The organism is Luteimicrobium sp. NPDC057192, assembly GCF_042670205.1.
Taxonomy (GTDB): Bacteria; Actinomycetota; Actinomycetes; order Actinomycetales; family Cellulomonadaceae; genus Luteimicrobium.
In genome coordinates, this window is sequence record NZ_JBHUWD010000020.1 from 1 (window position 1) to 20483 (window position 20483).

Annotated in this window: 28 protein-coding genes; 3 read left to right on the forward strand and 25 right to left on the reverse strand. The window is 71.9% G+C overall.

Annotated elements, in window-relative coordinates:
- Positions 1–124 precede the first annotated feature (124 nt).
- From ACFT5B_RS10780 to ACFT5B_RS10810, 7 genes are all read right to left on the reverse strand, one after another.
- Entirely contained in the window at positions 125–988 is an 864-nt protein-coding gene (locus ACFT5B_RS10780) for a siderophore-interacting protein (protein ID WP_386798016.1), read from the reverse strand.
- Positions 985–1680 carry a DedA family protein gene (locus ACFT5B_RS10785; RefSeq protein WP_386798018.1) on the reverse strand — a complete coding sequence of 232 codons (696 nt, stop codon included), beginning with the start codon at positions 1678–1680 and terminating at the stop codon, positions 985–987. Before ACFT5B_RS10785 ends, ACFT5B_RS10780 begins: the two co-directional genes overlap by 4 nt.
- A 168-nt stretch (positions 1681–1848) precedes the next feature.
- Positions 1849–2592: a peptide deformylase gene (locus ACFT5B_RS10790; protein ID WP_386798020.1), complete on the reverse strand. Its 744-nt coding sequence runs from the start codon at positions 2590–2592 to the stop codon at positions 1849–1851.
- A gap of 42 nt (positions 2593–2634) precedes the next feature.
- Positions 2635–3984: a phosphoglucosamine mutase gene (glmM, locus tag ACFT5B_RS10795; protein WP_386798022.1), complete on the reverse strand. Its 1350-nt coding sequence runs from the start codon at positions 3982–3984 to the stop codon at positions 2635–2637.
- 119 nt (positions 3985–4103) lie between these two features.
- On the reverse strand, positions 4104–4595 hold the full coding sequence (gene rpsI / locus ACFT5B_RS10800) for a 30S ribosomal protein S9 (protein ID WP_386798024.1): 492 nt from the start codon (positions 4593–4595) through the stop codon (positions 4104–4106).
- 46 nt (positions 4596–4641) lie between these two features.
- Entirely contained in the window at positions 4642–5085 is a 444-nt protein-coding gene (gene rplM, locus ACFT5B_RS10805) for a 50S ribosomal protein L13 (RefSeq protein ID WP_036953241.1), read from the reverse strand.
- A 253-nt stretch (positions 5086–5338) separates the two neighbouring features.
- Positions 5339–5884: a DUF937 domain-containing protein gene (locus ACFT5B_RS10810; protein WP_386798027.1), complete on the reverse strand. Its 546-nt coding sequence runs from the start codon at positions 5882–5884 to the stop codon at positions 5339–5341.
- Between the two features lie 133 nt (positions 5885–6017).
- Between ACFT5B_RS10810 and ACFT5B_RS10815 the strand changes: the two genes are divergently transcribed.
- Entirely contained in the window at positions 6018–6431 is a 414-nt protein-coding gene (locus tag ACFT5B_RS10815) for a DUF5709 domain-containing protein (protein WP_386798029.1), read from the forward strand.
- Between the two features lie 13 nt (positions 6432–6444).
- Here the strand turns inward: ACFT5B_RS10815 and truA are convergent, their stop codons facing one another.
- Positions 6445–7371, reverse strand: coding sequence for a tRNA pseudouridine(38-40) synthase TruA (gene truA, locus ACFT5B_RS10820; protein ID WP_386798031.1), 927 nt, complete (start codon positions 7369–7371; stop codon positions 6445–6447).
- A gap of 99 nt (positions 7372–7470) precedes the next feature.
- Here truA and ACFT5B_RS10825 point away from each other — a divergent pair, with 99 nt between their 5' ends.
- Positions 7471–8286 (forward strand): ROK family protein, encoded by an 816-nt coding sequence (locus ACFT5B_RS10825; protein ID WP_386798033.1) that lies wholly within the window; start codon positions 7471–7473, stop codon positions 8284–8286.
- A gap of 18 nt (positions 8287–8304) precedes the next feature.
- On the opposite strand, the gene ACFT5B_RS10830 is transcribed toward ACFT5B_RS10825, so the two are convergent.
- The 3 genes from ACFT5B_RS10830 to ACFT5B_RS10840 all read right to left on the reverse strand — a co-directional run bounded on the left by ACFT5B_RS10830 (position 8305) and on the right by ACFT5B_RS10840 (position 9884).
- The gene (locus ACFT5B_RS10830) at positions 8305–8811 is read right to left on the reverse strand and encodes a hypothetical protein (protein WP_386798035.1); all 507 of its coding nucleotides are present in this window, start codon (positions 8809–8811) and stop codon (positions 8305–8307) included.
- Complete coding sequence (locus tag ACFT5B_RS10835; protein WP_386798037.1) at positions 8808–9284, reverse strand: snapalysin family zinc-dependent metalloprotease; 477 nt, start codon at positions 9282–9284, stop codon at positions 8808–8810. The genes ACFT5B_RS10830 and ACFT5B_RS10835 overlap by 4 nt, the downstream gene beginning before the upstream one ends.
- Before the next feature lie 99 nt (positions 9285–9383).
- Complete coding sequence (locus ACFT5B_RS10840) at positions 9384–9884, reverse strand: hypothetical protein (RefSeq protein ID WP_386798039.1); 501 nt, start codon at positions 9882–9884, stop codon at positions 9384–9386.
- 135 nt (positions 9885–10019) lie between these two features.
- Between ACFT5B_RS10840 and lhgO the strand changes: the two genes are divergently transcribed.
- Complete coding sequence (gene lhgO, locus ACFT5B_RS10845; RefSeq protein WP_386798041.1) at positions 10020–11213, forward strand: L-2-hydroxyglutarate oxidase; 1194 nt, start codon at positions 10020–10022, stop codon at positions 11211–11213.
- Positions 11214–11416: 203 nt separating this feature from the next.
- On the opposite strand, the gene rplQ is transcribed toward lhgO, so the two are convergent.
- From rplQ to rplF, 14 genes are all read right to left on the reverse strand, one after another.
- Entirely contained in the window at positions 11417–11959 is a 543-nt protein-coding gene (rplQ, locus tag ACFT5B_RS10850; RefSeq protein WP_386798043.1) for a 50S ribosomal protein L17, read from the reverse strand.
- A gap of 112 nt (positions 11960–12071) precedes the next feature.
- Positions 12072–13079, reverse strand: coding sequence for a DNA-directed RNA polymerase subunit alpha (locus ACFT5B_RS10855; protein WP_386798045.1), 1008 nt, complete (start codon positions 13077–13079; stop codon positions 12072–12074).
- A gap of 160 nt (positions 13080–13239) precedes the next feature.
- Positions 13240–13644 (reverse strand): 30S ribosomal protein S11, encoded by a 405-nt coding sequence (gene rpsK, locus ACFT5B_RS10860; protein ID WP_100348842.1) that lies wholly within the window; start codon positions 13642–13644, stop codon positions 13240–13242.
- 102 nt (positions 13645–13746) lie between these two features.
- Complete coding sequence (gene rpsM / locus ACFT5B_RS10865) at positions 13747–14121, reverse strand: 30S ribosomal protein S13 (protein ID WP_386798048.1); 375 nt, start codon at positions 14119–14121, stop codon at positions 13747–13749.
- A 188-nt stretch (positions 14122–14309) separates the two neighbouring features.
- Entirely contained in the window at positions 14310–14423 is a 114-nt protein-coding gene (gene rpmJ / locus ACFT5B_RS10870; RefSeq protein WP_007540807.1) for a 50S ribosomal protein L36, read from the reverse strand.
- Between the two features lie 76 nt (positions 14424–14499).
- Positions 14500–14721, reverse strand: coding sequence for a translation initiation factor IF-1 (gene infA, locus ACFT5B_RS10875; protein ID WP_012867920.1), 222 nt, complete (start codon positions 14719–14721; stop codon positions 14500–14502).
- Between the two features lie 268 nt (positions 14722–14989).
- Positions 14990–15820, reverse strand: a complete 831-nt coding sequence (gene map / locus ACFT5B_RS10880; RefSeq protein WP_386798051.1) for a type I methionyl aminopeptidase — start codon at positions 15818–15820, stop codon at positions 14990–14992.
- A gap of 57 nt (positions 15821–15877) precedes the next feature.
- Positions 15878–16456, reverse strand: a complete 579-nt coding sequence (locus tag ACFT5B_RS10885) for an adenylate kinase (protein ID WP_386798053.1) — start codon at positions 16454–16456, stop codon at positions 15878–15880.
- Complete coding sequence (secY, locus tag ACFT5B_RS10890) at positions 16453–17751, reverse strand: preprotein translocase subunit SecY (RefSeq protein ID WP_386798055.1); 1299 nt, start codon at positions 17749–17751, stop codon at positions 16453–16455. Before secY ends, ACFT5B_RS10885 begins: the two co-directional genes overlap by 4 nt.
- A gap of 236 nt (positions 17752–17987) precedes the next feature.
- Positions 17988–18677, reverse strand: coding sequence for a 50S ribosomal protein L15 (gene rplO, locus ACFT5B_RS10895; protein WP_386798056.1), 690 nt, complete (start codon positions 18675–18677; stop codon positions 17988–17990).
- Between the two features lie 2 nt (positions 18678–18679).
- On the reverse strand, positions 18680–18862 hold the full coding sequence (rpmD, locus tag ACFT5B_RS10900) for a 50S ribosomal protein L30 (protein WP_036953266.1): 183 nt from the start codon (positions 18860–18862) through the stop codon (positions 18680–18682).
- Positions 18862–19530 carry a 30S ribosomal protein S5 gene (rpsE, locus tag ACFT5B_RS10905; RefSeq protein WP_386798059.1) on the reverse strand — a complete coding sequence of 223 codons (669 nt, stop codon included), beginning with the start codon at positions 19528–19530 and terminating at the stop codon, positions 18862–18864. Before rpsE ends, rpmD begins: the two co-directional genes overlap by 1 nt.
- Before the next feature lie 31 nt (positions 19531–19561).
- Positions 19562–19933 (reverse strand): 50S ribosomal protein L18, encoded by a 372-nt coding sequence (gene rplR / locus ACFT5B_RS10910; RefSeq protein WP_386798061.1) that lies wholly within the window; start codon positions 19931–19933, stop codon positions 19562–19564.
- A 2-nt stretch (positions 19934–19935) separates the two neighbouring features.
- Positions 19936–20472 carry a 50S ribosomal protein L6 gene (gene rplF / locus ACFT5B_RS10915; RefSeq protein WP_386798063.1) on the reverse strand — a complete coding sequence of 179 codons (537 nt, stop codon included), beginning with the start codon at positions 20470–20472 and terminating at the stop codon, positions 19936–19938.
- Positions 20473–20483: the final 11 nt, after the last annotated feature.

Here is a 20483-nt window from a genome sequence, read left to right on the forward strand (position 1 = left end):
GCGAAGTACCCCGGCATCCCGCATACCTCGCGAAGTACCCCGGCATCCCGCATACCTCGCGAAGTACCCCGGCATCCCGCATACCTCGCGAGGTAGGCGGGATGCCGGGGTACTTCGGTGAGCGTCAGTCGGGGTCGCTCGGGTCGAGCGGCTCGTGGTGGTCGCGGTTGGTGACGCCGCGCTTCCAGTACCCGTCGACCTTCACCTGGTCGGGGCTCAGGCCGAGCTCGTGGCGGAGGTACCGGCGCACGGGGATCAGGGTCCCGGCCTCGCCGGCCGCCCACACGTAGGTGGTCGCGGGGTCGTCGAGGTCGAGCGACCGCACGGCCTCCTCGACCTGGCCCGGACCGTCGGAGCGGTAGAGCCGCTCGACGGACGTCCGCGCGAACGGGCTCGACCTCCCGTCGGGCGCCGGAGCGTCGACGTAGGCGTCGGCGTCGTCGTCCGCGAGGTCGAGGATCACGGTCACCTCGACCCCCGCGGGTGCGTGCTCGATCCACCGCGCCGCGGCCGGCATGGCTGTCTCATCGGCGACGAGCACGAGCCGCTCGATCCCGGCGGGCACGCCGCGCGAGCCGCGCGGCCCCGCGACGACGAGCTCGTCGCCCTCGGCGGCCGACGCTGCCCACGACGACGCAGGTCCGGAGGGCCCGCCGTCGTCGACGCCGTGGAGGACGAGCTCGAGGTCGAGCTCGGTTCCGTCGTCCGTCTGCCGCACGGCGCGCGGCGTGTAGTCACGCGAGACGCTCACCCCCGACGTCGGGCGCTGGAGGGCGCCGTCGACCATGCGGGGCGCGTGGAGCTCGCCCGTCGCGGGGTCGGGAAAGAACACCTTGACGTGGTCCTCGGGGCCGTCGGCGGCCAGACCCGCGAGCTCGTCGCCCGCGAAGGTCACGCGGACGACGGTCGGGGCGAGCCGGAGGGTACGGGCCACGCGTGCGCGGCGGGCGGCCATGTCATGGCGGAAACCGGTGCGTTCGAAGGTCACCGGACGAGTGTGCCACCGGTCGCTGTGGCGACGACCTGGGTGCTCGCGGTCTCAGCCGTGGCCTCGACAACAGCGGCGTGCGCCGCACGCCGCGCCCACACGGCCGTCACGACGCGGTCGATCCCCAGCCCGAGGAGCAACCCGACCACGACGCCCACGCCCATCGCGAGCAGCGGCTGCTCACCGAGCCAGGCCGCGGACGCCAGCCCGACCAGCACCGAGCAGATCCCCCAGAACACGGCGGCCAGCCCGGAGACCGCCATGAAGCGGCGGCGCGGGTACCGCAGCGCCCCGGCGCTCATGTTCACGGCCACGCGCCCGACGGGCACGTACCGGGCCGCGAGGATGAAGGTCGCTCCGCGCCGCTCGAGGGCGTAGCGGGCCCAGGCGACCGCGCGTCGTCCCCGGGGACCACGCAGCAGCCGGATCCGGTCGGTCCCGACCCACCGCCCGAGCTGGTAGGCGACCTGGTCGCCGCTCCACGCCCCGACGACGGCCGCCCCGAGCAGCAGCCAGAGGTTGGGGTCGTCCCCGGTCGACGCGGCGACCGCGAGCGCGATCACGACGGACTCGGACGGGACGGGCGGGAAGAAGCCGTCGACGAGGCAGAACAGCACCACGGCGGGGTAGATCCACCAGGCGCCCGACGCCGCCAGGACGACGTCCTGCAGATGCTGGACCAGCTCGCCCATCGGGTCCCCCTCGGTCTCGGGCGACGAGGCCACGTGCGCGGCCCGTCCACTCCAGCGTAGGGAGGCGGAGGGTGCCTCGGCATGGGGAAAGCCCCCGAATCACCCCGGGGGTCGACCCTGATCCGACCAGGGTCGCAGGCGGGGACCCGCGCAGGTCGGCCCCCGGACCTACTCGACGTGGAAACCGAGCAGCTCGCCGGCCTGCGCGGTGGGCACGCCACCCCACAGCCGGGCGGCGTTCTCGTTCGTCATGAGCGAGCGCGTCTCGACCCGGTCGACGTACACGACGCCGTCGAGGTGGTCGGTCTCGTGCTGGACGATCCGCGCGGGCCAGCCCGTGAGGACCTCGTCGACGTCCGCCGCGTGCTCGTCCTGGGCGAGGAGCCGGACCGAGCGGAAGCGCGCGACCACACCCTGGTAGCCCCCGAACGACAGGCAGCCCTCCGCGAACGACCGCCGCTCGACGCCGACCCGGGTGCCGTCGTCACGCGCGGCGCCGGGGGTGGGCACGCCCTCGTAGCGCGGGTTCACGATCGTGCGGTGCGGCAGCGGGGAGCGCTCGCGCTCGGCCGCCGCGGCCTCGTAGCCCTCGGGGAACCCGGGGTCGTGCAGCACAGCGATCCGCAGCGGGAGGCCGATCTGCGGCGCGGCGAGACCTACCCCGGGGGCTGCGACCATCGTCGCGCGCATCACCTCGAGCAGCAGGGGCAGCGCGTCGCCGAGCTGGCCGGTGTACGGGACGGCGGGACGCCGCAGCACCGGGTGGCCGAGCTGGACGATGGGGAGCACCCCCTCCTGCGCGGTGTCGAGGAGCTGCAGGACGTCCTCGCGCAGCCGGTGGTCGACACCTCCCGCCCACGGTCCGGCGTGCGCCTCGGTGCGGTCAGCGGTGCGGGGGTCGGGAGAGCTCACCCGGCCAGCGTAGCCACGCCGGCACGGGGCGGCACCGGACGCTCAGAGGGCGAGGCGCTCCCGCACGGTCCCGGCCAGCAGCGCGGCGACGTCGTCGGCCTCGGTCTGCGTGGCCGCCTCGACCATGACCCGGACGAGCGGCTCCGTTCCCGACGGACGGAGGACGACCCGGCCCGTCACTCCCAGAGCGGCTTCGGCGCGCGCGATCTCGGCGAGGAGCTCCTCGTCACGGCTGGCGCGGGCCTTGTCGACGCCCGAGACGTTCACGAGGGCCTGCGGGAGCTTCTCGATCTCGCCGGCGAGGTCGGCGAGCCGCCGCCCGCTCTGCTTGACGTGCGCCGCGAGCTGGAACGCGGTGAGGATCCCGTCGCCCGTGGTCGCGAACTCCGAGACGATGATGTGCCCGGACTGCTCGCCGCCGAGCGAGAAGCCGCCCTCACGCATCGCCTCGAGGACGTAGCGGTCCCCCACGCCCGTCTGCACGGTCTTGATCCCGGCGCGCTCCATCGCGAGCAGCAGGCCGAGGTTGCTCATCACCGTCACGACGAGCGTGTCCCCGGCGAGGCGTCCCTCCCCGGCGAGCGCGAGCGCGAGGATGCCCATGATCTTGTCGCCGTCGACGAGCGCCCCGGTGTGGTCGACGGCGAGGCACCGGTCGGCGTCGCCGTCGAACGCGACCCCGAAGTCCGCCTCCGACGCGACCGTGACGGCCTGGAGCTGCTCGGGGTGCGTGGACCCGCACTTCTCGTTGATGTTGCGCCCGTCGGGGCTCGCGTTGATCACGACGACGTCCGCGCCGGCCGCGCGCAGCGCTTCCGGGCCGAGCTCGCTCGCCGCGCCGTTCGCGCAGTCGACGGCGATGCGGAGACCGTCGAGCGGGCCGGCGATCGACTTGGTGAGGTGCTCGACGTAGAGGCTCCCGGCCTGGCCGGTGTCGCGGTGGATCCGCCCTACGTCCGCACCCGTCGGCCGCTCCCAGGGTTCCTCGAGGCGCTGCTCGATCGCGTCCTCGACGCTGTCGTCGAGCTTGAGCCCGCCGCGCGTGAAGAACTTGATGCCGTTGTCGGGCATGGGGTTGTGCGACGCGGAGAGCATGCAGCCGAGGTCGGCGCCCAGGGCGTCGGTGAGGAACGCCAGGGCGGGGGTGGGCAGGACGCCGACGTCGAGGACGTCGACCCCGGCGCTCGCCAGGCCCGCCGAGACGGCGGCGGACAGGAACTCTCCCGACGCACGGGGGTCCCGTCCGACGACGGCGCGCGGCCGGTGCCCCGCGAACTCCCCGGCGGTGCCGAGCACGTGCGCCGCTGCGACCCCGAGGTCGAGCGCGAGCTCCGCCGTGACGTCCTTGTTGGCGAGGCCTCGCACCCCGTCCGTGCCGAACAACCGACCCATGTGGTAGATCCTGCTCCCTCGTGCTGCTGGCGCTCACGCGCAGCGGTCCTGACAAACCCCTGTAAACACCGACGGCCCCGACGGAACGAGTCCGTCGGGGCCGTCGGCCGGCGCTGGGATCAGCGCTTGGAGTACTGCGGGGCCTTGCGGGCCTTCTTGAGACCGGCCTTCTTGCGCTCCACGACGCGGGCGTCGCGGGTCAGGAAGCCCGCCTTCTTGAGGGTGGCGCGGTTGCTGTCCTCGTCGATCGCGTTCAGAGCGCGCGCGATGCCGAGGCGCAGGGCGCCGGCCTGGCCGGAGGTGCCGCCGCCGCTGATGCGGGCGACGACGTCGAAACGGCCCTCGATGTCGAGGATCGTGAACGGCGAGCTCACGAGCTGCTGGTGCACCTTGTTCGGGAAGTAGTCCTCGAGGGTGCGGCCGTTGATCTTCCACTGGCCGGAGCCGGGGACGAGGCGAACGCGGGCGATCGCCTCCTTGCGACGACCCAGGGCCTGCCCGGGTGCCGTGAGGGACTGGCCGCGGCCGGTGGAGGCGGCAGCAGTCTCGGTGGTGTAGGTGCTGGGGGCGTTCTCGTCCAGCGTGTCGGTGTCGACGGTGGTCTCGGCCACTGTGGGTGTCCTCGCGTCCTTGTGCGTGTCTGTCAGCGAGCCGAGCTCACTGGGCGACCTGAGTGATCTCGAACGGCTTCGGCTGCTGCGCGGCGTGCGGGTGCTCAGAACCCGCGTAGACCTTGAGCTTGCCGAACTGCGCGCTGCCGAGGCTGGTCTTCGGGAGCATGCCCTTGACTGCCTTCTCGACGGCCCGCTCGGGGTGCTTCTCGAGCAGGTCCGCGTAACGGGTGGCGCGCAGGCCGCCCGGGTAGCCGGAGTGGCGGTACGCCAGCTTCTGCTCGCGCTTGTTGCCGGTCAGGGCGACCTTCTCGGCGTTGATGACGATGACGAAGTCACCGCCGTCGACGTGAGGCGCGAAGGTGGCCTTGTGCTTGCCTCGCAGGAGGGTCGCCACGTGGCTGGCCAGACGGCCCAGGACGACGTCGGTCGCGTCGATGACGTACCAGTCGCGCTGGACGTCGCCGGGCTTCGGGGTGTACGTACGCACGGTCGTAGCCTTCGTTTCGGTTCGGTCTTCTTCGGCGCAGCGAACTGCGACCGACGAGTGTTCGTCTGAGCGCTCCAGAAGCCTGCCTCCGACCATGAGCCGGACGTGACGGGCCAGCGAGTGGGCGCACGGTTTCCGTCAGGGGTCCGAACAGGGGGTCGGGCAAGGAAGCACAACGACTGTCAAGAGTACCGTGAGGGCCACGGCCCGGTCAAAGCGGCCGGTCGGGATCACAGCACCCGCTGCGGGCGCGCTACTTCCCGCCGAACAGCCCTCCGAGGATACCGCCGAGCCCGCCGCCACCCGACCCGCCGCCGAGCAGGCCGCCCAGCAGGCCGCCCAGCCCGCCGGACGCGCCTTCCCGGGAGTCCGTCGTCGAGCCCTGCGCGGCGGCGCCGCCCGAGAGCACCTTCTTGGCGAGGAAGGCCATGACGATCGGCGCGAGGTACGGCAGCACCTTCGAGACGAGGTCCCCGCCGCTCCCGCCCGCGAGCTGCGCCGCCGCTGCGTCCGGCCTGCCGTCGAACGCGCGGCCGACGATCTTCTCGCCGTCCGCCACGTCCACGTCGTCGACGTTCACGCCGCCGTCGAGCAGGCCGGTGCCCGCGTGGCCCTCGAGCGCCGACAGCAGTCCGCCCTCGCCGCCCTGCGCGCCCGTGTCGACGTTGTGCTGCAGGCCCGCGAGCAGGCCGGGCAGCGCCCGCTGGACGGCGCCGTCCGCGGTGTCGCGGTCCACGCCCAGACGGCCCGCGATCTGGTCCACCGGGATCTGCCCCAGCAGCTCGTCGAGGTCTGCCATGGTCGTCCTCCCCCGTCCGGCCGCAGCCTGCGCGCACACGGCTCCTCGTCGAGCGTAGGACGGCGCCCCCCGCCCGGCACTGCGGAGCCGCGCGGTGCTGCGGGGACTGCGCCGCGGTGACAGGCTGGGACCCATGAGCGAGAACTACCCCGACGGCCTGCCCGAGGGCATGGACGACCGCGACGACTGGTCCGAGAGCGAGACGGAGCAGCTCGACCCCGAGGACACGCTGATCGACCGGGGGCTCGAGGACCCCCTCGACGAGGGCTACGACCCGCTCGACCGCCCGCGGACCAACCACTTCGGCGAGACCGAGGAGGAGGAGCGGGAGGGCGAGAGCCTCGACCAGCGGCTCTCCGAGGAGGAGCCCGAGGAGTGGGACGAGGAGCGCGTCCTCGACGAGGACCGCGCCGGCCGGCTCGCGGAGGACGACGACGCCGCGGGTGGCCGCGACAACGACGTGTACGGCATCGACGAGGGCATCTCCGGCGCGGGCGCGAGCGCCGAGGAGGCGGCGGTGCACTTCGTCGCCGACGACGAGACCTGACGGTCCCCGCGATTCAGGGCGCCGCGGGCGCGTCCCAGACGTCCTCGTCCATGCGCCTCGCCCGGATCCGCTCGGCGCGCGTCGCGAGCTCGGCGTCGGGCGGGTAGGCCACGGCCTCGAGCACCAGGCCGTGCGCGGGCACGACGCCACCCGCGGCGTCCCGACGACGCGCGGCCAGCACGTCCGCGAGCCAGGTGACGGGCCGGCGCCCCTCCCCTACCGCGAGGCTCGCGCCGACGAGCGCGCGGACCATGTTGTGGCAGAACGCGTCGGCCCGGACGTGCGCGACGACGAGGCCGGCGTCGGGGCCGTCGTCCGGCCGCTCCCAGCGCAGCTCCTGCAGCTCGCGGATCGTCGTCGCGCCCGGGCGCGGCTTGCAGAACGCGGCGAAGTCCCGCACCCCGAGCAGCGGGCGAGCGGCGGCGTCCATCGCGGCGACGTCGAGCGGCCGCCGGGTCCACAGGACCCAGCCGCGCCGCAGCGGGTCGCGCAGGTCGGGCCGGTCCGCGACGCGGTAGGTGTAGCTGCGGTGCAGCGCCGAGAACCGCGCGTCGAAGCCCTCCGGTGCGGGCGCGGCGGCACGGACCACGAGGTCGTGCGGCAGGACGCCGCCCAGCCGGGTCACGAGCGCGTCACCGGGCTCACGGTCGGAGCGTCCTGGGAGGGCGGCCCACTGGCGCTCGGTGAGGTCGACGTGCGCGACCTGGCCCCGCGCGTGCACACCCGCGTCGGTCCGCCCCGCGACCTGGACCCGCGGGAGCGCCTCGCCGTTGGCCTCCGCACGCAGCACGGTCGCCAGCCCGTCCTCGAGCAGCCCCTGGACGGTGCGCAGGCCCGGCTGGCGCGCCCACCCGGCGAACCCGGCGCCGTCGTACGCGAGGTCGAGCCGGACCCGGGTCGTGGGGTGCTCGGCGGCGGTCGGGGCAGGCTCGTCGGTCACCTCCCCATTGTCGGTGAGACCCGGCCGCTGTCAGAACCTGGTGACGCTCGAGGCGCACCAGGTTCTGACAACTCGCCCGATCGGGCCTACCGTGCTCGCATGTCCGAGCCCCGCACGCCCGAGCAGGGCTCCGCCATCCGCCGCACGCCCACGTCCGACGACACCGCGACGATCACGCTGTCCGTCGACTGCGGCGGAAGCGGGATCAAGGCCGCGGTGCTGGACGCCGCCGGCACGGCCCACGCGGAGCCCGTCCGCGTCCCGACGCCGTACCCGCTCCCGCCCGAGCGCCTCGTCGACACCATCGCGGAGATCGCCGCGTCCCTGCCGCCCGCCCAGCGCGTCACCGTCGGGCTGCCCGGGATGATCCGGCGCGGCGTCGTCGTGCACACGCCCCACTACATCCGGCCCCGCGGACCGCGCACGCCCGTCTCCCCCGAGCTGGCCGACGCCTGGCGCAGCATGGACGTCCGGGCCGCGGTGGGCGAGCGCCTCGGGCTGCCGGCGCTCGTCCTCAACGACGCCGAGGTGCACGGAGCCGGTGTGATCGCCGCGTCCGGGCTCGAGCTCGTCCTGACGCTGGGCACGGGGCTGGGCTCGGCCCTGTTCCTGGGCGGCGCGCTGTCGCCGCACCTCGAGTGGTCGCACGCTCCCGTCCGCCCCCGCACCACCTACGACGAGTACGTCGGCGAGCCGGAGCGCCGCCGCCTCGGCAACGCCCTGTGGTCACGTCGTGTGCTGCGGGTCGTCGAGGGCCTGCGCCCGGTGTTCTGGTGGGACCGGCTCTACCTCGGCGGCGGGAACGCCCGGCAGATCACCCGTGGGGTGCTGGACCGGCTCGGCGACGACGTCGTGGTCGTGCCCAACTCGGCGGCGCTCGTCGGCGGCGCGCGGGCCTGGTCGCTGCCGCACTGACCCGCCGACCGGCGAGGGTCAGCCCACGGCCGCCTCGTACGTCGCGGTCACCTTCGACGCCTCGCCCTCCTCGTCGAGCAGGCGGTCGCCGGTGATCGGGAGGAGCTGATGCTTCGCACCGCGGCTCGCGAAGAAGTAGGTCTTCCCGACTTCCAAGAGTCTGTCGCCTTCGAACGTGTAGACGGCGTTCTCGCTCTCGTCGAAGCCGCCCTCCTGCACGACGTCGATCGTCCCCTTCTCATCCCCCTTGATCGAACTCGCAACCTCGACAGTGAAGGTCGCCTTCGGCATCGGGTCGTCGGACTCTACGTCGCCCGCCGACACAACCTTGCCGATGAAGATGTCGTCCATCCGGCCCGCGACGACTTCTGGGTCTCTGATGTCGAAGGCCCAGCTCGCGTGGACGACCTCCGTTCGGGGCTCGCCGCGGTCCCCGGGCGCGCAGCCACTCAGAGCGGCGACGCCCGCAATCACCCCCACCGCGGGGAGCCCGAGTCGAAAAGGCGTTCGTGATGGCATCGTCATCCCCAAAGGCTCGCGTAGTCGGACTTGTCGTGCGCCTGCGGCGTGGTGTAGCCCGTCGCGGTCGCGTGGTCGTACATGATCGCGTGCCAGCTCGTCGACGTGTGGTCCGCGAGACCCAGCGCATGGCCGAGCTCGTGCGTCGCCACAGCCTTGCGCTGGTCGTACGTGTAGCCATCGAAGTAGGCGCTGTTGAAGTAGATCTCGTCAGCGCCGGCGTCATTCTTGTAGAGCCCGTCCCAGTCCGCCCCGTCCTCGTAGCGGTCTTGGACCTGGAGGTCGGCGTTAGTCAGCGCTCCGTCGGGCTTGAAGTCCACCGATCCGACAGCGTTCCAGGCGTCGAGTGCCCACCGCAGGGTGCCGTCGTAGACCGTCTCGTTCTCGTATCGCACCTCGCCGCCGTCCACAGAGTCGTAGCCGTTGACGTGCGCGGCATATGACGGTGCAGCGGTCGCCGCGACAACGCCGCAGGTCACCACGGCAAGGAGGGCGCTTCGTCGCGCTCTTCGAGCGTTCATCGGGGGTGATAACAGACCTCGGCCACCCGCATCGCCCCGTTCGGCCGACCCCACGGATCAGGCGGCGACGAGCTGCGCCCGGTGCTGCACGACGAGGCCCTGGATGCCCAGGACGACGCCCAGGTACAGCACGAGCGACACCGACCCGAGACCGGCCAGCGGGTGCGACACGTGGTCGATCGCGACGTCGATCCCCAGGTGCGCGGCGATCGCGACGAGCCACAGCAGCACCGTCAGCGCGGTCCCCTGCCGGACGACGGTGCCGTCCGTGTCGCGCCACACGCGCATCTGGTAGCCGCGCACGGCGGCCAGCGCTCCCCCGACGACGACGCCGAGCACGAGCAGCGCGACCACGCCCACCGGCACGCCCGACGACGGCGCGGCGTCCCGGACGAACGACGCCGTCTCGTACGGGCCGACCGCGGCGAGGATCACGGGAACCCGGAAGGACGACGGGGTGACGGGCCGCTTCTGCACCTGCCGCGACAGGACCCACGCGAGGACGAGAAGGCCCAGGACGACGTTGACGGCGACGCTCGCGTCGGAGGTGTTGATCATGGCTCCAGCCTCGTCCGCGGCCGGGCGACGCGGCAGGGCCGCGCGTCACAGGAGGCGCATGACATCCGTCATCGCCGCGGACGACGGTTCCCCGCACGGCTTGAGCCGTGCGCCGACGACCGCGATGCTGGGGCGATGACCAGCAGCATCGCCGTCGTCGGCGGCGGGATCGTGGGTGTCGCGCTCGCCCGTGCGCTCGCCCTCCGGGGCGTCGACGTGACGGTGGTCGAGAAGGAGGCCCGGCTCGCGCTCCACCAGACGGGTCACAACTCCGGCGTCGTCCACGCGGGGCTCTACTACGCACCCGGCTCGCTCAAGGCGACGCTGTGCACCGCGGGGCGCACGGCGCTCCGCGACTACTGCCGCGAGAAGGACCTGCCCTACCGCGAGCTCGGCAAGCTCGTCGTCGCCGTCGACGAGGGCGAGCTCGGTGCCCTCGCGGAGATCGAGCGCCGGGCGCGCGCGAACGGCGTCCCCGAGCTGCGCCGGCTCGACGAGCCCGCCGCGCTCCGGGACCTCGAGCCGCACGTCGCCGGGGTCGCCGCGGTCCACTCGCCGCGGACGGCCGTCGTCGACTACGCGGCCGTGACCGAGGCGATGGCCCAGGACCTCCGTGCTGCAGGCGGGCGGGTGGTCCTCGGGCACGAGGTCACGGGGCTCGGCGTGACCGACGGTGGCCGGGCCCGGCTCGTCGCAGGCGGGCTCGAGGAGACCTTCGACCGCGTCGTCGTCTGCGCGGGCCTGCAGTCCGACGTCGTCGCGCGCCTCGTGGGCGCCGACCCCTCGCCACGGATCCTGCCCTTCCGGGGCGAGTACTGGACCCTCGCGCCCGAACGCGCGTCCCTGGTGCGCGGGATGGTCTACCCCGTCCCCGACCCGCGGTTCCCGTTTCTCGGCGTGCACTTCACGCGCGGCGTGTACGACGCCGTCCACGTCGGCCCCAACGCGGTGCCCGCGCTGCGCCGCGAGGGCTACGGGTGGTCGCAGGTCTCGGTGCGCGACACGTGGGGCTCGCTGACCTGGCCCGGTGCATGGCCGCTCGCCCGCCGCCACTGGCGCATGGGCGTCGACGAGGTGGGCGGCTCCCTGCTCAAACCGCTCTACTACCGTCGGGCCCGCCGGTTCGTGCCGGAGCTGCGTCCGTCGGACCTGGCGGAGCGCGCCGCGCCCGGTGTCCGCGCGCAGGCGTGGGCGCGCGACGGTTCGCTCGTCGACGACTTCGCCGTCGACCAGGTCGGACCGGTCACGCTGCTGCGGAACGCACCGTCGCCCGCCGCGACGTCGTCGCTGGCGATCGCCGAGCACCTGATCGCCCAGCATCTCGCCTGACCCGTCGACCGGCCGCTCACCCCGGAGGGCGCCGTCGTCACGCCTGTTGCGACCCTCCACTCGCCCTGAGTGCGTCATCCTTGCGCGAGACGCGCGGCGTCTCGCGCAACAGTGACGCACTCACGCGTGGCGCGGCTGTCGGGACGACGAAGGGGCCCGTTCCGCCGCAGCGGAACAGGCCCCTTCGTGACGCGGTACGAGGCTCAGGCCTCGGACTTCTCCTCGGTCGCCTCGGCGGCCGGGGTCTCCTCGGTCGCCTCGGCGGCCGGGGTCTCCTCGGCTGCCGGCTTCTCGTCGGCGGCCTTGGTGGCCTTCTTCGCGGCGGGCTTCTTGGCAGCCTTCGTGGTGGCCTTCTCGGCCTCCTTGACGACGGCCTGCTTGGGGCTCACGGGCTCGAGGACGAGCTCGATGACCGCCATGGGGGCGTTGTCGCCCTTGCGGTTGCCGACCTTCGTGATGCGCGTGTAGCCGCCCTGGCGCTCCGCCATCGTGGGCGCGATCTCCGTGAAGAGCGTGTGGACGACGCTCTTGTCACGGACGACGGTCAGGACGCGACGACGCGCGGCGAGGTCGCCACGCTTCGCGAACGTGATGAGGCGCTCGGCGAGGGGGCGCAGGCGCTTGGCCTTCGTCTCCGTCGTGGTGATGCGGCCGTGCTCGAAGAGGCTCGTCGCGAGGTTCGCGAGGATGAGGCGCTCGTGAGCCGGGCCACCGCCGAGCCGCGGGCCCTTGGTGGGGGTAGGCATGGGTTGTGCTCCTTCGTGGGCTGAGGCCTGGCGGGCCAGTCCTCAGTGCGGGATGGTGACCCGCGGCGCCGGAGCGCCGCAGGCCAGACTCATCGACTGCTCGGTGGACGTGTCAGAAGGTCTGCTCGTCGTCCGTGTACTCGTCGTCGCCGTAGTACTGCGCGGCGGTCGGGTCGAAGTCCAGCGGCGAGTCCTTGAGCGACAGGCCGAGCTTCCCGAGCTTCTCGGTGACCTCGGTGATCGACTTGGCGCCGAAGTTCCGGATGTCGAGAAGGTCGGCCTCGCTGCGCGCCACGAGCTCACCCACGGTGTGGATGCCCTCGCGCTTGAGGCAGTTGTACGAGCGGATCGAGAGGTTGAGCTCCTCGATCGGCAGCGCCAGGTCCGCGGCCAGGGCCGCGTCCGTCGGCGACGGGCCGATCTCGATGCCCTCGGCCTCGACGTTCAGCTCGCGGGCGAGGCCGAAGAGCTCGGTGAGCGTCCGGCCGGCCGAGGCGAGCGCGTCGCGCGGCGAGATCGCCGGCTTCGTCTCGACGTCGACGACGAGCTTGTCGAAGTCCGTGCGCTGCTCGACACGGGTCGCCTCGACCTTGTACGTGACCTTGAGCACCGGCGAGTAGATCGAGTCGACCGGGATGCGGCCGATCTCCGAGTCGTACGCCTTGTTCTGCGCGGCGGAGACGTAGCCACGGCCACGCTCGACCGTGAGCTCGATCTCGAGCTTCGCGGAGTCGTTCAGCGTCGCGATGTGGAGCTCGGGGTTGTGCACCTCGATGCCCGCCGGCGGGACGATGTCGGCCGCCGTGACCTGGCCGCCGCCCTGCTTGCGCAGGTACATGACGACCGGCTCGTCGTTGTCCGAGGACACGACCAGGCCCTTGATGTTGAGGATGATCTCGGTGACGTCCTCCTTGACCCCGGGGATCGTCGAGAACTCGTGCAGCACGCCCTCGATACGGATCGAGGTGACGGCCGCGCCGGGGATCGAGGAGAGCAGCGTGCGACGCAGCGAGTTGCCGAGCGTGTAGCCGAAGCCGGGCTCGAGCGGCTCGATCGAGAAGCGGGAACGGTGCTCCGAGATGACCTCTTCGGTCAGGGTGGGGCGCTGTGCGATGAGCACTGGTGGGTTCCTTTCGGTGTGCGTCCGCCATATGACGCATCACGGTGAGGGTGCAGGTGCGCGCCCGGCGCGGGGAGCCGGAGCCCGAGGGCTCCGGCTCGACCGCGTCCGGACGCACGGTGCCGCGGGGCGCGTGAGCGCCCCGCGGCGACGAGCGAGGTCAGACGCGGCGGCGCTTCGGCGGGCGGCACCCGTTGTGCGCCTGCGGGGTCACGTCCTGGATCGAGCCGACCTCGAGGCCGGCCGACTGCAGCGAGCGGATCGCCGTCTCGCGACCCGAGCCCGGGCCCTTGACGAAGACGTCGACCTTCTTGACGCCGTGCTCGGCCGCCTTGCGGGCCGCGGCCTCGGCGGCCATGCCGGCCGCGTAGGGGGTCGACTTGCGCGAGCCCTTGAAGCCGACGTCGCCGCCGGAGGCCCACGAGATCACGGCGCCCGACGGGTCCGTGATCGAGACGATCGTGTTGTTGAAGGTGCTCTTGATGTGCGCCTGGCCGAGCGGGACGTTCTTCTTGTCCTTGCGGCGCGGCTTGCGGCCGGCGGCGGCGCGAGTCTTGGGAGGCATGTCCTGGGATTCTCCTGGGGTGAGGTGTTCGGACCGGCGGACCGTCGACGTGCGCCGGCCGACAGGGTCGGCGCGACGGACGGGTCCGGCACGGACTGCTGGTTAGCGGGCCTTCTTCTTACCGGCCACGGTGCGCTTGGGACCCTTGCGGGTACGCGCGTTGGTCTTGGTGCGCTGACCGCGGACGGGAAGGCCACGACGGTGGCGCAGCCCCTGGTAGGTGCCGATCTCCACCTTGCGGCGGATGTCGGCCGCCACCTCACGGCGGAGGTCACCCTCGAGCTTGTAGTTGCCCTCGAGGTAGTCACGGAGCGCGACGAGCTCGGCGTCGCCGAGGTCCTTCACGCGAAGATCCGGGTTGATCCCGGTCGCGGCCAGCGTCTGCTGGGCGCGGGTACGGCCGACGCCGTAGATGTAGGTGAGCGCAACCTCGAGGCGCTTGTCGCGCGGGAGGTCGACGCCGACGAGACGTGCCATGTGCCTGACGGCTCCTTGTACTTCTTCGGAGGTCTTCCGCACCGCCCTCCCGCTGCCGTCACTGCTGCGGGCCCCGGCCTCCGACCGGGGGTTCCCCTGTCCGGCTCACCGGACGGGTTCGTGGTGGTACGTCGTGAGCGGGTCGCTCACCGGTGGGTCGAGCGCGCCTCGTCACCGAGGCGCGGCGCTCAGCCCTGGCGCTGCTTGTGACGCGGGTTCTCGCAGATGACCATGACGTTTCCGTGCCGGCGGATCACCTTGCACTTGTCGCAGATCTTCTTGACGCTCGGGTTGACCTTCATCGTGTTCCTCCGCCGCCGTACGCATCGCGGCCTGGGCGCGCCCAGGCCTGCCACGACGGCGTCTCGATCGGACGGGTTACTTGTAGCGGTAGACGATGCGACCGCGGGACAGGTCGTACGGGCTCAGCTCGACCACGACCCGGTCCTCGGGGAGGATCCGGATGTAGTGCTGTCGCATCTTGCCCGAGATGTGTGCGAGGACCTTGTGCCCGTTGGCCAGCTCCACGCGGAACATCGCGTTCGGCAGGGCTTCGACCACGCTGCCCTCAATCTCGATGACGCCGTCCTTCTTCGCCATGTCCTCCGCTAACTCTCGTGTGACTCTTGACCCACGCGGATCGTGGCACGGCACGCGCGCCGGACGTCGACCCAGTGGACTGCGCGTGGAGCATCCCGCCGGACCACGGACGGCGGCACCAGCCGGACGTCCGAGGTCGTGGCACGACGCTTCCCGACCTCGCGGTCGACCGGACGCGCCGTCTCCACACCCAGCCGTCTATCTTACGGCATCGGGCTGCACGAGGGAAACGCGGGGCAGGTGCGCCACGTCACGCCGGGCGCGCTCGTCAGTCGAGCGGAGCGACCGTCACGCCGAACGGTGCGAGCCCCGCGGCTCCGCCGTCGGGCGCCGTCAGCACCCACAGCCCGCCCTCCAGGACGGCCACGGTGTGCTCCCAGTGCGCCGCCCGGGATCCGTCGTCGGTCACGACGGTCCACTCGTCCTCGCACAGCTCGGTGGATCCGTCGCCGCGCGTGAGCATGGGCTCGATCGCGACGCACAGTCCCGGACGCACCCGCGGGCCCCGTCCCCGCGTGCGGTAGTTCGGGACGTCGGGGTCCTGGTGCATCTGGGTGCCGATGCCGTGCCCGACGTACTCCTCGACGATGCCGTACGGGCCGCCCTCGGCGACGTCCTCGACGGCCGCCCCGACGGCGTCCAGCCGGTCGGCGGTGGCGAGGGCGGCGATGCCGGCCCAGGTCGCGCGCTCCGTCGTCTCGACGAGCGCCACGTCGGCCGGGTCGGGTTCCTCGCCGTCGGGCCCGGGGACCACCATGCTGAACGCGGCGTCGCCGTGCCAGCCCTCGACGACCGCCCCCGCGTCCACGGACACCAGGTCCCCCGGACGGAGCACACGGTCGCCGGGGATCCCGTGGATCACCTCGTCGTTCACGGAGACGCAGATCGTCGCCGGGTAGCCCTCGTAGCCGAGGAACGACGACATCGCCCCTGCCGACCGGAGCACCTCAGCCGCGACGGCGTCCAGCTCGGCCGTCGTCACGCCCACCGTGACCGCCGCGCGCACGGCGGCATGGACGTCGGCCACCACCAGGCCGGCGCGGCGCATGAGCCGCACCTGGTCGGCGGACTTGTACTCGATGTGGTCGCGTCCGAACACGCTCGCTCCCCCGTCCCGTCTCCCCCGCGCCGGCGGTGACCGGCGCGGGCGCGGAGATCAGGAGACCCGGCCGTCCAGGGCCGCGACGAGACGCTGGGTGACCTCGTCGATGTCGCCGATGCCGTCGACCTGCACGAGCAGGCCCCGCTGCGCGTACGCGTCGGTGAGAGGCGCCGTCTGCTCCGCGTAGATGTCGAGACGACGCGCGATCGCGTCCTCGGTGTCGTCCTCGCGACCCTCGATCTCCGCGCGCTTGCGCAGACGCTCGAGCAGCTCGTCGCGGTCCGCCGTCAGCTCGATCACGCCGTCGAGCGCGATCCCGGAGTCGGCGAGGATCGTGTCGAGCTCCGCCACCTGGGCCGCGTTGCGCGGGTAGCCGTCGAGGATGAAGCCGCCGGCGGCGTCGTCCTGGGCCAGCCGGTCCCGCACCATGTCGTTCGTCACCGAGTCCGGGACGAGCTCGCCCTTCGCGGTGTACGACTGGGCGAGCACACCGAGCTCGGTGCCGCCCTTGATGTTCGCGCGGAAGATGTCGCCCGTCGAGATGGCCGGGACGCCGAGGCGCTCGGCCAGGCGTGCCGCCTGCGTGCCCTTGCCGGCGCCCTGCGGCCCCATGATCACGAGACGTGTGCTCAACGGAGGAACCCTTCGTAGTGCCGCTGCTGCAGCTGGCTGTCGATCTGCTTGACCGTCTCGAGCCCCACGCCGACGATGATGATGATCGAGCTGCCGCCGAACGGGACGTTCGTCGAGACGCCCAGCAGGATGAACGCGATCGTCGGGATCAGCGCCACGATCGCCAGGTAGAGCGAGCCGGCCGACGTGATGCGCGTGATGACGTAGTCGAGGTACTCGGCGGTCGGCCGCCCCGCGCGGATGCCCGGGATGAAGCCGCCGTACGTCTTCATGTTGTCCGCGACCTCGTCCGGGTTGAACGTGATCGCCGTGTAGAAGAAGCAGAAGAAGATGATCAGGACCGTGTAGAGGACCAGGTGCAGCGGCGCGTCCTGCTGTGCGAGGTTCTGCGTCACCCACTGGACCCAGCCGGCCGACTGGTCGGCGAACTGGGCGATGAGGCCCGGGATCGCGAGCAGCGACGACGCGAAGATGATCGGGATCACGTTCGCCATGTTGATCTTGATCGGGATGTAGGTGGACGAGCCCCCGTACATCCGCCGACCGACCATGCGCTTCGCGTACTGGACCGGGATCCGCCGCTGAGACTGCTCGACGAACACCACGAGCCCGACGACCACCACGCAGAGGATGAGCACCAGCGTGAACTTGCCCGCGCCGCCGTTGCCGCCCGCGATCGACCACAGCGCGCTCGGGAAGCTCGCGGCGATCGAGGTGAAGATCAGGAGGGACATGCCGTTGCCGACACCCCGCTCGGTGATGAGCTCGCCGAGCCACATGATCAGGCCGGTACCGGCGGTCATCGTGATGACCATGATCGCCAGGTTGACCACCGAGTCGTCGGGGATGACGGACTGCGAGCAACCCTGGAACAGGACACCGGTGCGCGCGGTCGTGATGATCGTCGTCGACTGCAGGATCGCGAGCGCGATGGTGAGGTACCGGGTGTACTGCGTGAGCTTCGCGGTGCCGGACTGGCCCTCCTTGTGCAGGGCCTCGAAGCGTGGGATCACGACCCGCAGGAGCTGGACGATGATGCTCGCCGTGATGTACGGCATGATCCCGAGCGCGAACACCGACAGCTTGAGCAGGGCGCCGCCGCTGAACAGGTTGACGAGCCCGAGCAGGTCGTTGTTGCTCGCCGTCTCGTCGATGCACTGCTGGACGTTCGGGTAGCTCACCCCCGGGGTCGGGATGAACGAGCCCAGCCGGAAGATCGCCATGATCGCGATCGTGAACAGCAGCTTGCGCCGCAGATCGGGCGTCCGGAAAGCCCGGCCGAATGCGCTGAGCACCTATCCTCCTGGTCCGCCGTGGGCGGGTTCATCAGCGACCGACGAGGTCGTCGGCCGTCACGCGGCACGCATGTGGCGTGCGTCGCACCGTCGGCACCTTAGCCGCTCTGCCCCAGGATCCCGCAATCCGTCTCGGAAGCCCAGGGGCCGGTGCGCCCGACCTGCACCGATCGTGCCGGTCGGAGAGACGCCAGGGCCGACGGCGCATGCGCACCGCCGGCCCTGGCCGTCACTTCTCAGTCCTCGGAGACCGAACCGCCGGCGGCGAGGATCTTGTCCTTCGCCGAGCCCGACAGCGCGTCCACCGCGACGTCGAGCTTCACCGAGAGCTCGCCGGTGCCGAGCACCTTGACGAGCTGGCCCTTGCGGACCGCGCCCTTCGCGACGAGGTCCTCGACGGTGACGGAGCCACCCTCGGGGTACAGCGACGCGAGCTTGTCCAGGTTCACGACCTGGTACTCGACGCGGAACGGGTTCTTGAAGCCGCGCAGCTTCGGGAGGCGCATGTGGAGGGGCATCTGCCCACCCTCGAAGCGCTCCGGAACCTGGTAGCGGGCCTTCGTACCCTTGGTACCGCGACCTGCCGTCTTACCCTTCGACGCCTCACCGCGACCCACACGGGTCTTCGCGGTCTTGGCGCCGGGGGCCGGACGCAGGTGGTGGACCTTGAGCGTGCCGCCCGCGCCGACCTCGGCCTCGGGCTTCGCCGCGGCCTTGGTCGTCGCCTTGGCGGCGGGCTTCTTGGGCGCCTCCGCCTCGGCAGCCGTCTCCGCCTTCTTGGCGGCCGGCTTGCGGGCCGGCGCCTTCTTCGCGGGAGCCGCCTCGGCCGCAGCCTCGGTCGCCTTCTTCGCCGGGGCCTTGCGGGCCGGCTTCTTCGGCGCCTCGGCCGTCTCCGGCGTCACGTCGTCGTTCTTGTTCTCGGCCATGATCACTCGACCTCCTCGACGGCGACGAGGTGCGCCACCGTCTTGACCATGCCGCGGATCTCCGGGCGGTCCTCCTTCACGGCGGTGTCGCCGATCCGCTTGAGGCCCAGGGTCCGCAGCGTGTCACGCTGGTTCTGCTTGCCGCCGATGGCGGACTTGGTCTGGGTCACCTTGAGACGAGCCATCACGCACCCACCTTCGCGGCAGCGTCGGCGCGACCCGCGGCCTGCGACCGCAGGAGCGCGGCCGGGGCCACGTCCTCGAGCGGCAGACCACGGCGGGCGGCGACCGCTGCGGGCTCCTCGAGCCCACGGAGCGCCGCGACCGTCGCGTGCACGATGTTGATCGAGTTCGACGAACCGAGCGACTTGCTCAGGACGTCGTGGATGCCCGCGCACTCCAGCACGGCGCGCACCGGACCACCGGCGATGACACCGGTACCCGGAGCGGCCGGACGGAGGAACACGACGCCGGCGGCGGCCTCACCCTGGACGGGGTGCGGGATGGTGCCCTGGATGCGGGGGACGCGGAAGAAGTTCTTCTTCGCCTCCTCGACGCCCTTGGCGATCGCCGCGGGCACCTCCTTGGCCTTCCCGTAGCCGACGCCCACCGTGCCGTCGCCGTCACCCACCACGACGAGCGCGGTGAAGCTGAAGCGGCGGCCACCCTTGACGACCTTGGAGACGCGGTTGATGGTCACGACGCGCTCGAGGAAGGCGTTCTTCTCGGCGTCCTGACGACGGTTGTCCCGGCGCTCGCCGCCGCGGCGGCCACCCCGGTCGTTGGAGCGCTCGCCGGCGCCCTCGTTCGCGGCGCCCGGGGCGCCGGTGTTGCTGCGCTGCCCTGCAGCCATCAGAGAATCCTTTGCTTCCGTGCGGAGATCATCACAGCGCCAGCCCACCCTCGCGGGCACCGTCGGCGACTGCCGCGACGCGGCCGTGGTACTTGTTCCCGCCGCGGTCGAACACGACGGAGTCGACGCCGGCCGCCTTCGCGCGCTGGGCGACGAGCTCGCCGACCTTGCGCGCCTTGGCGGTCTTGTCGCCCTCGAGCGCACGCAGGTCCGCCTCGAGCGACGAGGCCGACGCGACGGTCTGCCCCACGGTGTCGTCGACGACCTGGGCCGTGATATGACGCGACGAGCGCGTCACCACGAGGCGCGGACGAACAGGCGTGCCGGAGATCTTCTTGCGCAGGCGCAGGTGACGGCGCGTGCGCGCGATCTGCTTGCCCTTGCCCTTGACAATGACAGCCATGATCACTTACCAGCCTTTCCGACCTTGCGGCGGACGACCTCGCCGGCGTAGCGCACGCCCTTGCCCTTGTACGGCTCGGGCTTGCGGATCTTGCGGATGTTCGCTGCGACCTCGCCGACCTGCTGCTTCGAGATGCCGCTCACCGAGAACTTGGTGGGGCTCTCGACCGCGAACGAGATGCCGGCCGGGGCCTTGACGACCACGGGGTGCGAGAAGCCGAGCGCGAACTCGAGGTCCGAGCCCTTCGCCGTCACGCGGTAACCGGTACCGACGATCTCGAGCTTCTTCTCGTAGCCCTCGGTGACACCGGTGACGAGGTTCGCGAGCAGGGTGCGGGTCAGGCCGTGCAGAGCGCGCGAGTTGCGCTCGTCGTCCGGGCGGCTGACCACGAGGGTGCCGTCCGACTGCTCGACCGAGATGGGGGCGGGGATCGTGTGCTCGAGAGAACCCTTGGGGCCCTTCACGGTCACGAGCGCGCCGCTGATGGTGACGTCCACGCCGGCCGGGACCGGAACGGGGATCTTGCCGATACGAGACATTGGCGTATCTC

What these genes read in the sequence shown, in the direction of transcription:
- rpmD (WP_036953266.1), bottom strand. Translation starts at nt 18,862, where the DNA reads ATGGCTCGTCTCAAGGTGACCCAGACCAAGTCCGCCATCGGCGGCAAG.
- rplQ (WP_386798043.1), bottom strand. Translation starts at nt 11,959, where the DNA reads ATGCCTACCCCCACCAAGGGCCCGCGGCTCGGCGGTGGCCCGGCTCAC.
- rplR (WP_386798061.1), bottom strand. Translation starts at nt 19,933, where the DNA reads ATGGCTGTCATTGTCAAGGGCAAGGGCAAGCAGATCGCGCGCACGCGC.
- rpsK (WP_100348842.1), bottom strand. Translation starts at nt 13,644, where the DNA reads ATGCCTCCCAAGACTCGCGCCGCCGCCGGCCGCAAGCCGCGCCGCAAG.
- glmM (WP_386798022.1), bottom strand. Translation starts at nt 3,984, where the DNA reads ATGGGTCGGTTGTTCGGCACGGACGGGGTGCGAGGCCTCGCCAACAAG.
- ACFT5B_RS10810 (WP_386798027.1), bottom strand. Translation starts at nt 5,884, where the DNA reads ATGGCAGACCTCGACGAGCTGCTGGGGCAGATCCCGGTGGACCAGATC.
- rplO (WP_386798056.1), bottom strand. Translation starts at nt 18,677, where the DNA reads ATGGCCGAGAACAAGAACGACGACGTGACGCCGGAGACGGCCGAGGCG.
- rpsE (WP_386798059.1), bottom strand. Translation starts at nt 19,530, where the DNA reads ATGGCTGCAGGGCAGCGCAGCAACACCGGCGCCCCGGGCGCCGCGAAC.
- lhgO (WP_386798041.1), top strand. Translation starts at nt 10,020, where the DNA reads ATGACCAGCAGCATCGCCGTCGTCGGCGGCGGGATCGTGGGTGTCGCG.
- ACFT5B_RS10840 (WP_386798039.1), bottom strand. Translation starts at nt 9,884, where the DNA reads ATGATCAACACCTCCGACGCGAGCGTCGCCGTCAACGTCGTCCTGGGC.
- infA (WP_012867920.1), bottom strand. Translation starts at nt 14,721, where the DNA reads ATGGCGAAGAAGGACGGCGTCATCGAGATTGAGGGCAGCGTGGTCGAA.
- ACFT5B_RS10785 (WP_386798018.1), bottom strand. Translation starts at nt 1,680, where the DNA reads ATGGGCGAGCTGGTCCAGCATCTGCAGGACGTCGTCCTGGCGGCGTCG.
- ACFT5B_RS10830 (WP_386798035.1), bottom strand. Translation starts at nt 8,811, where the DNA reads ATGACGATGCCATCACGAACGCCTTTTCGACTCGGGCTCCCCGCGGTG.
- ACFT5B_RS10825 (WP_386798033.1), top strand. Translation starts at nt 7,471, where the DNA reads ATGTCCGAGCCCCGCACGCCCGAGCAGGGCTCCGCCATCCGCCGCACG.
- rplF (WP_386798063.1), bottom strand. Translation starts at nt 20,472, where the DNA reads ATGTCTCGTATCGGCAAGATCCCCGTTCCGGTCCCGGCCGGCGTGGAC.
- rpsM (WP_386798048.1), bottom strand. Translation starts at nt 14,121, where the DNA reads ATGGCACGTCTCGTCGGCGTCGACCTCCCGCGCGACAAGCGCCTCGAG.
- ACFT5B_RS10815 (WP_386798029.1), top strand. Translation starts at nt 6,018, where the DNA reads ATGAGCGAGAACTACCCCGACGGCCTGCCCGAGGGCATGGACGACCGC.
- rpmJ (WP_007540807.1), bottom strand. Translation starts at nt 14,423, where the DNA reads ATGAAGGTCAACCCGAGCGTCAAGAAGATCTGCGACAAGTGCAAGGTG.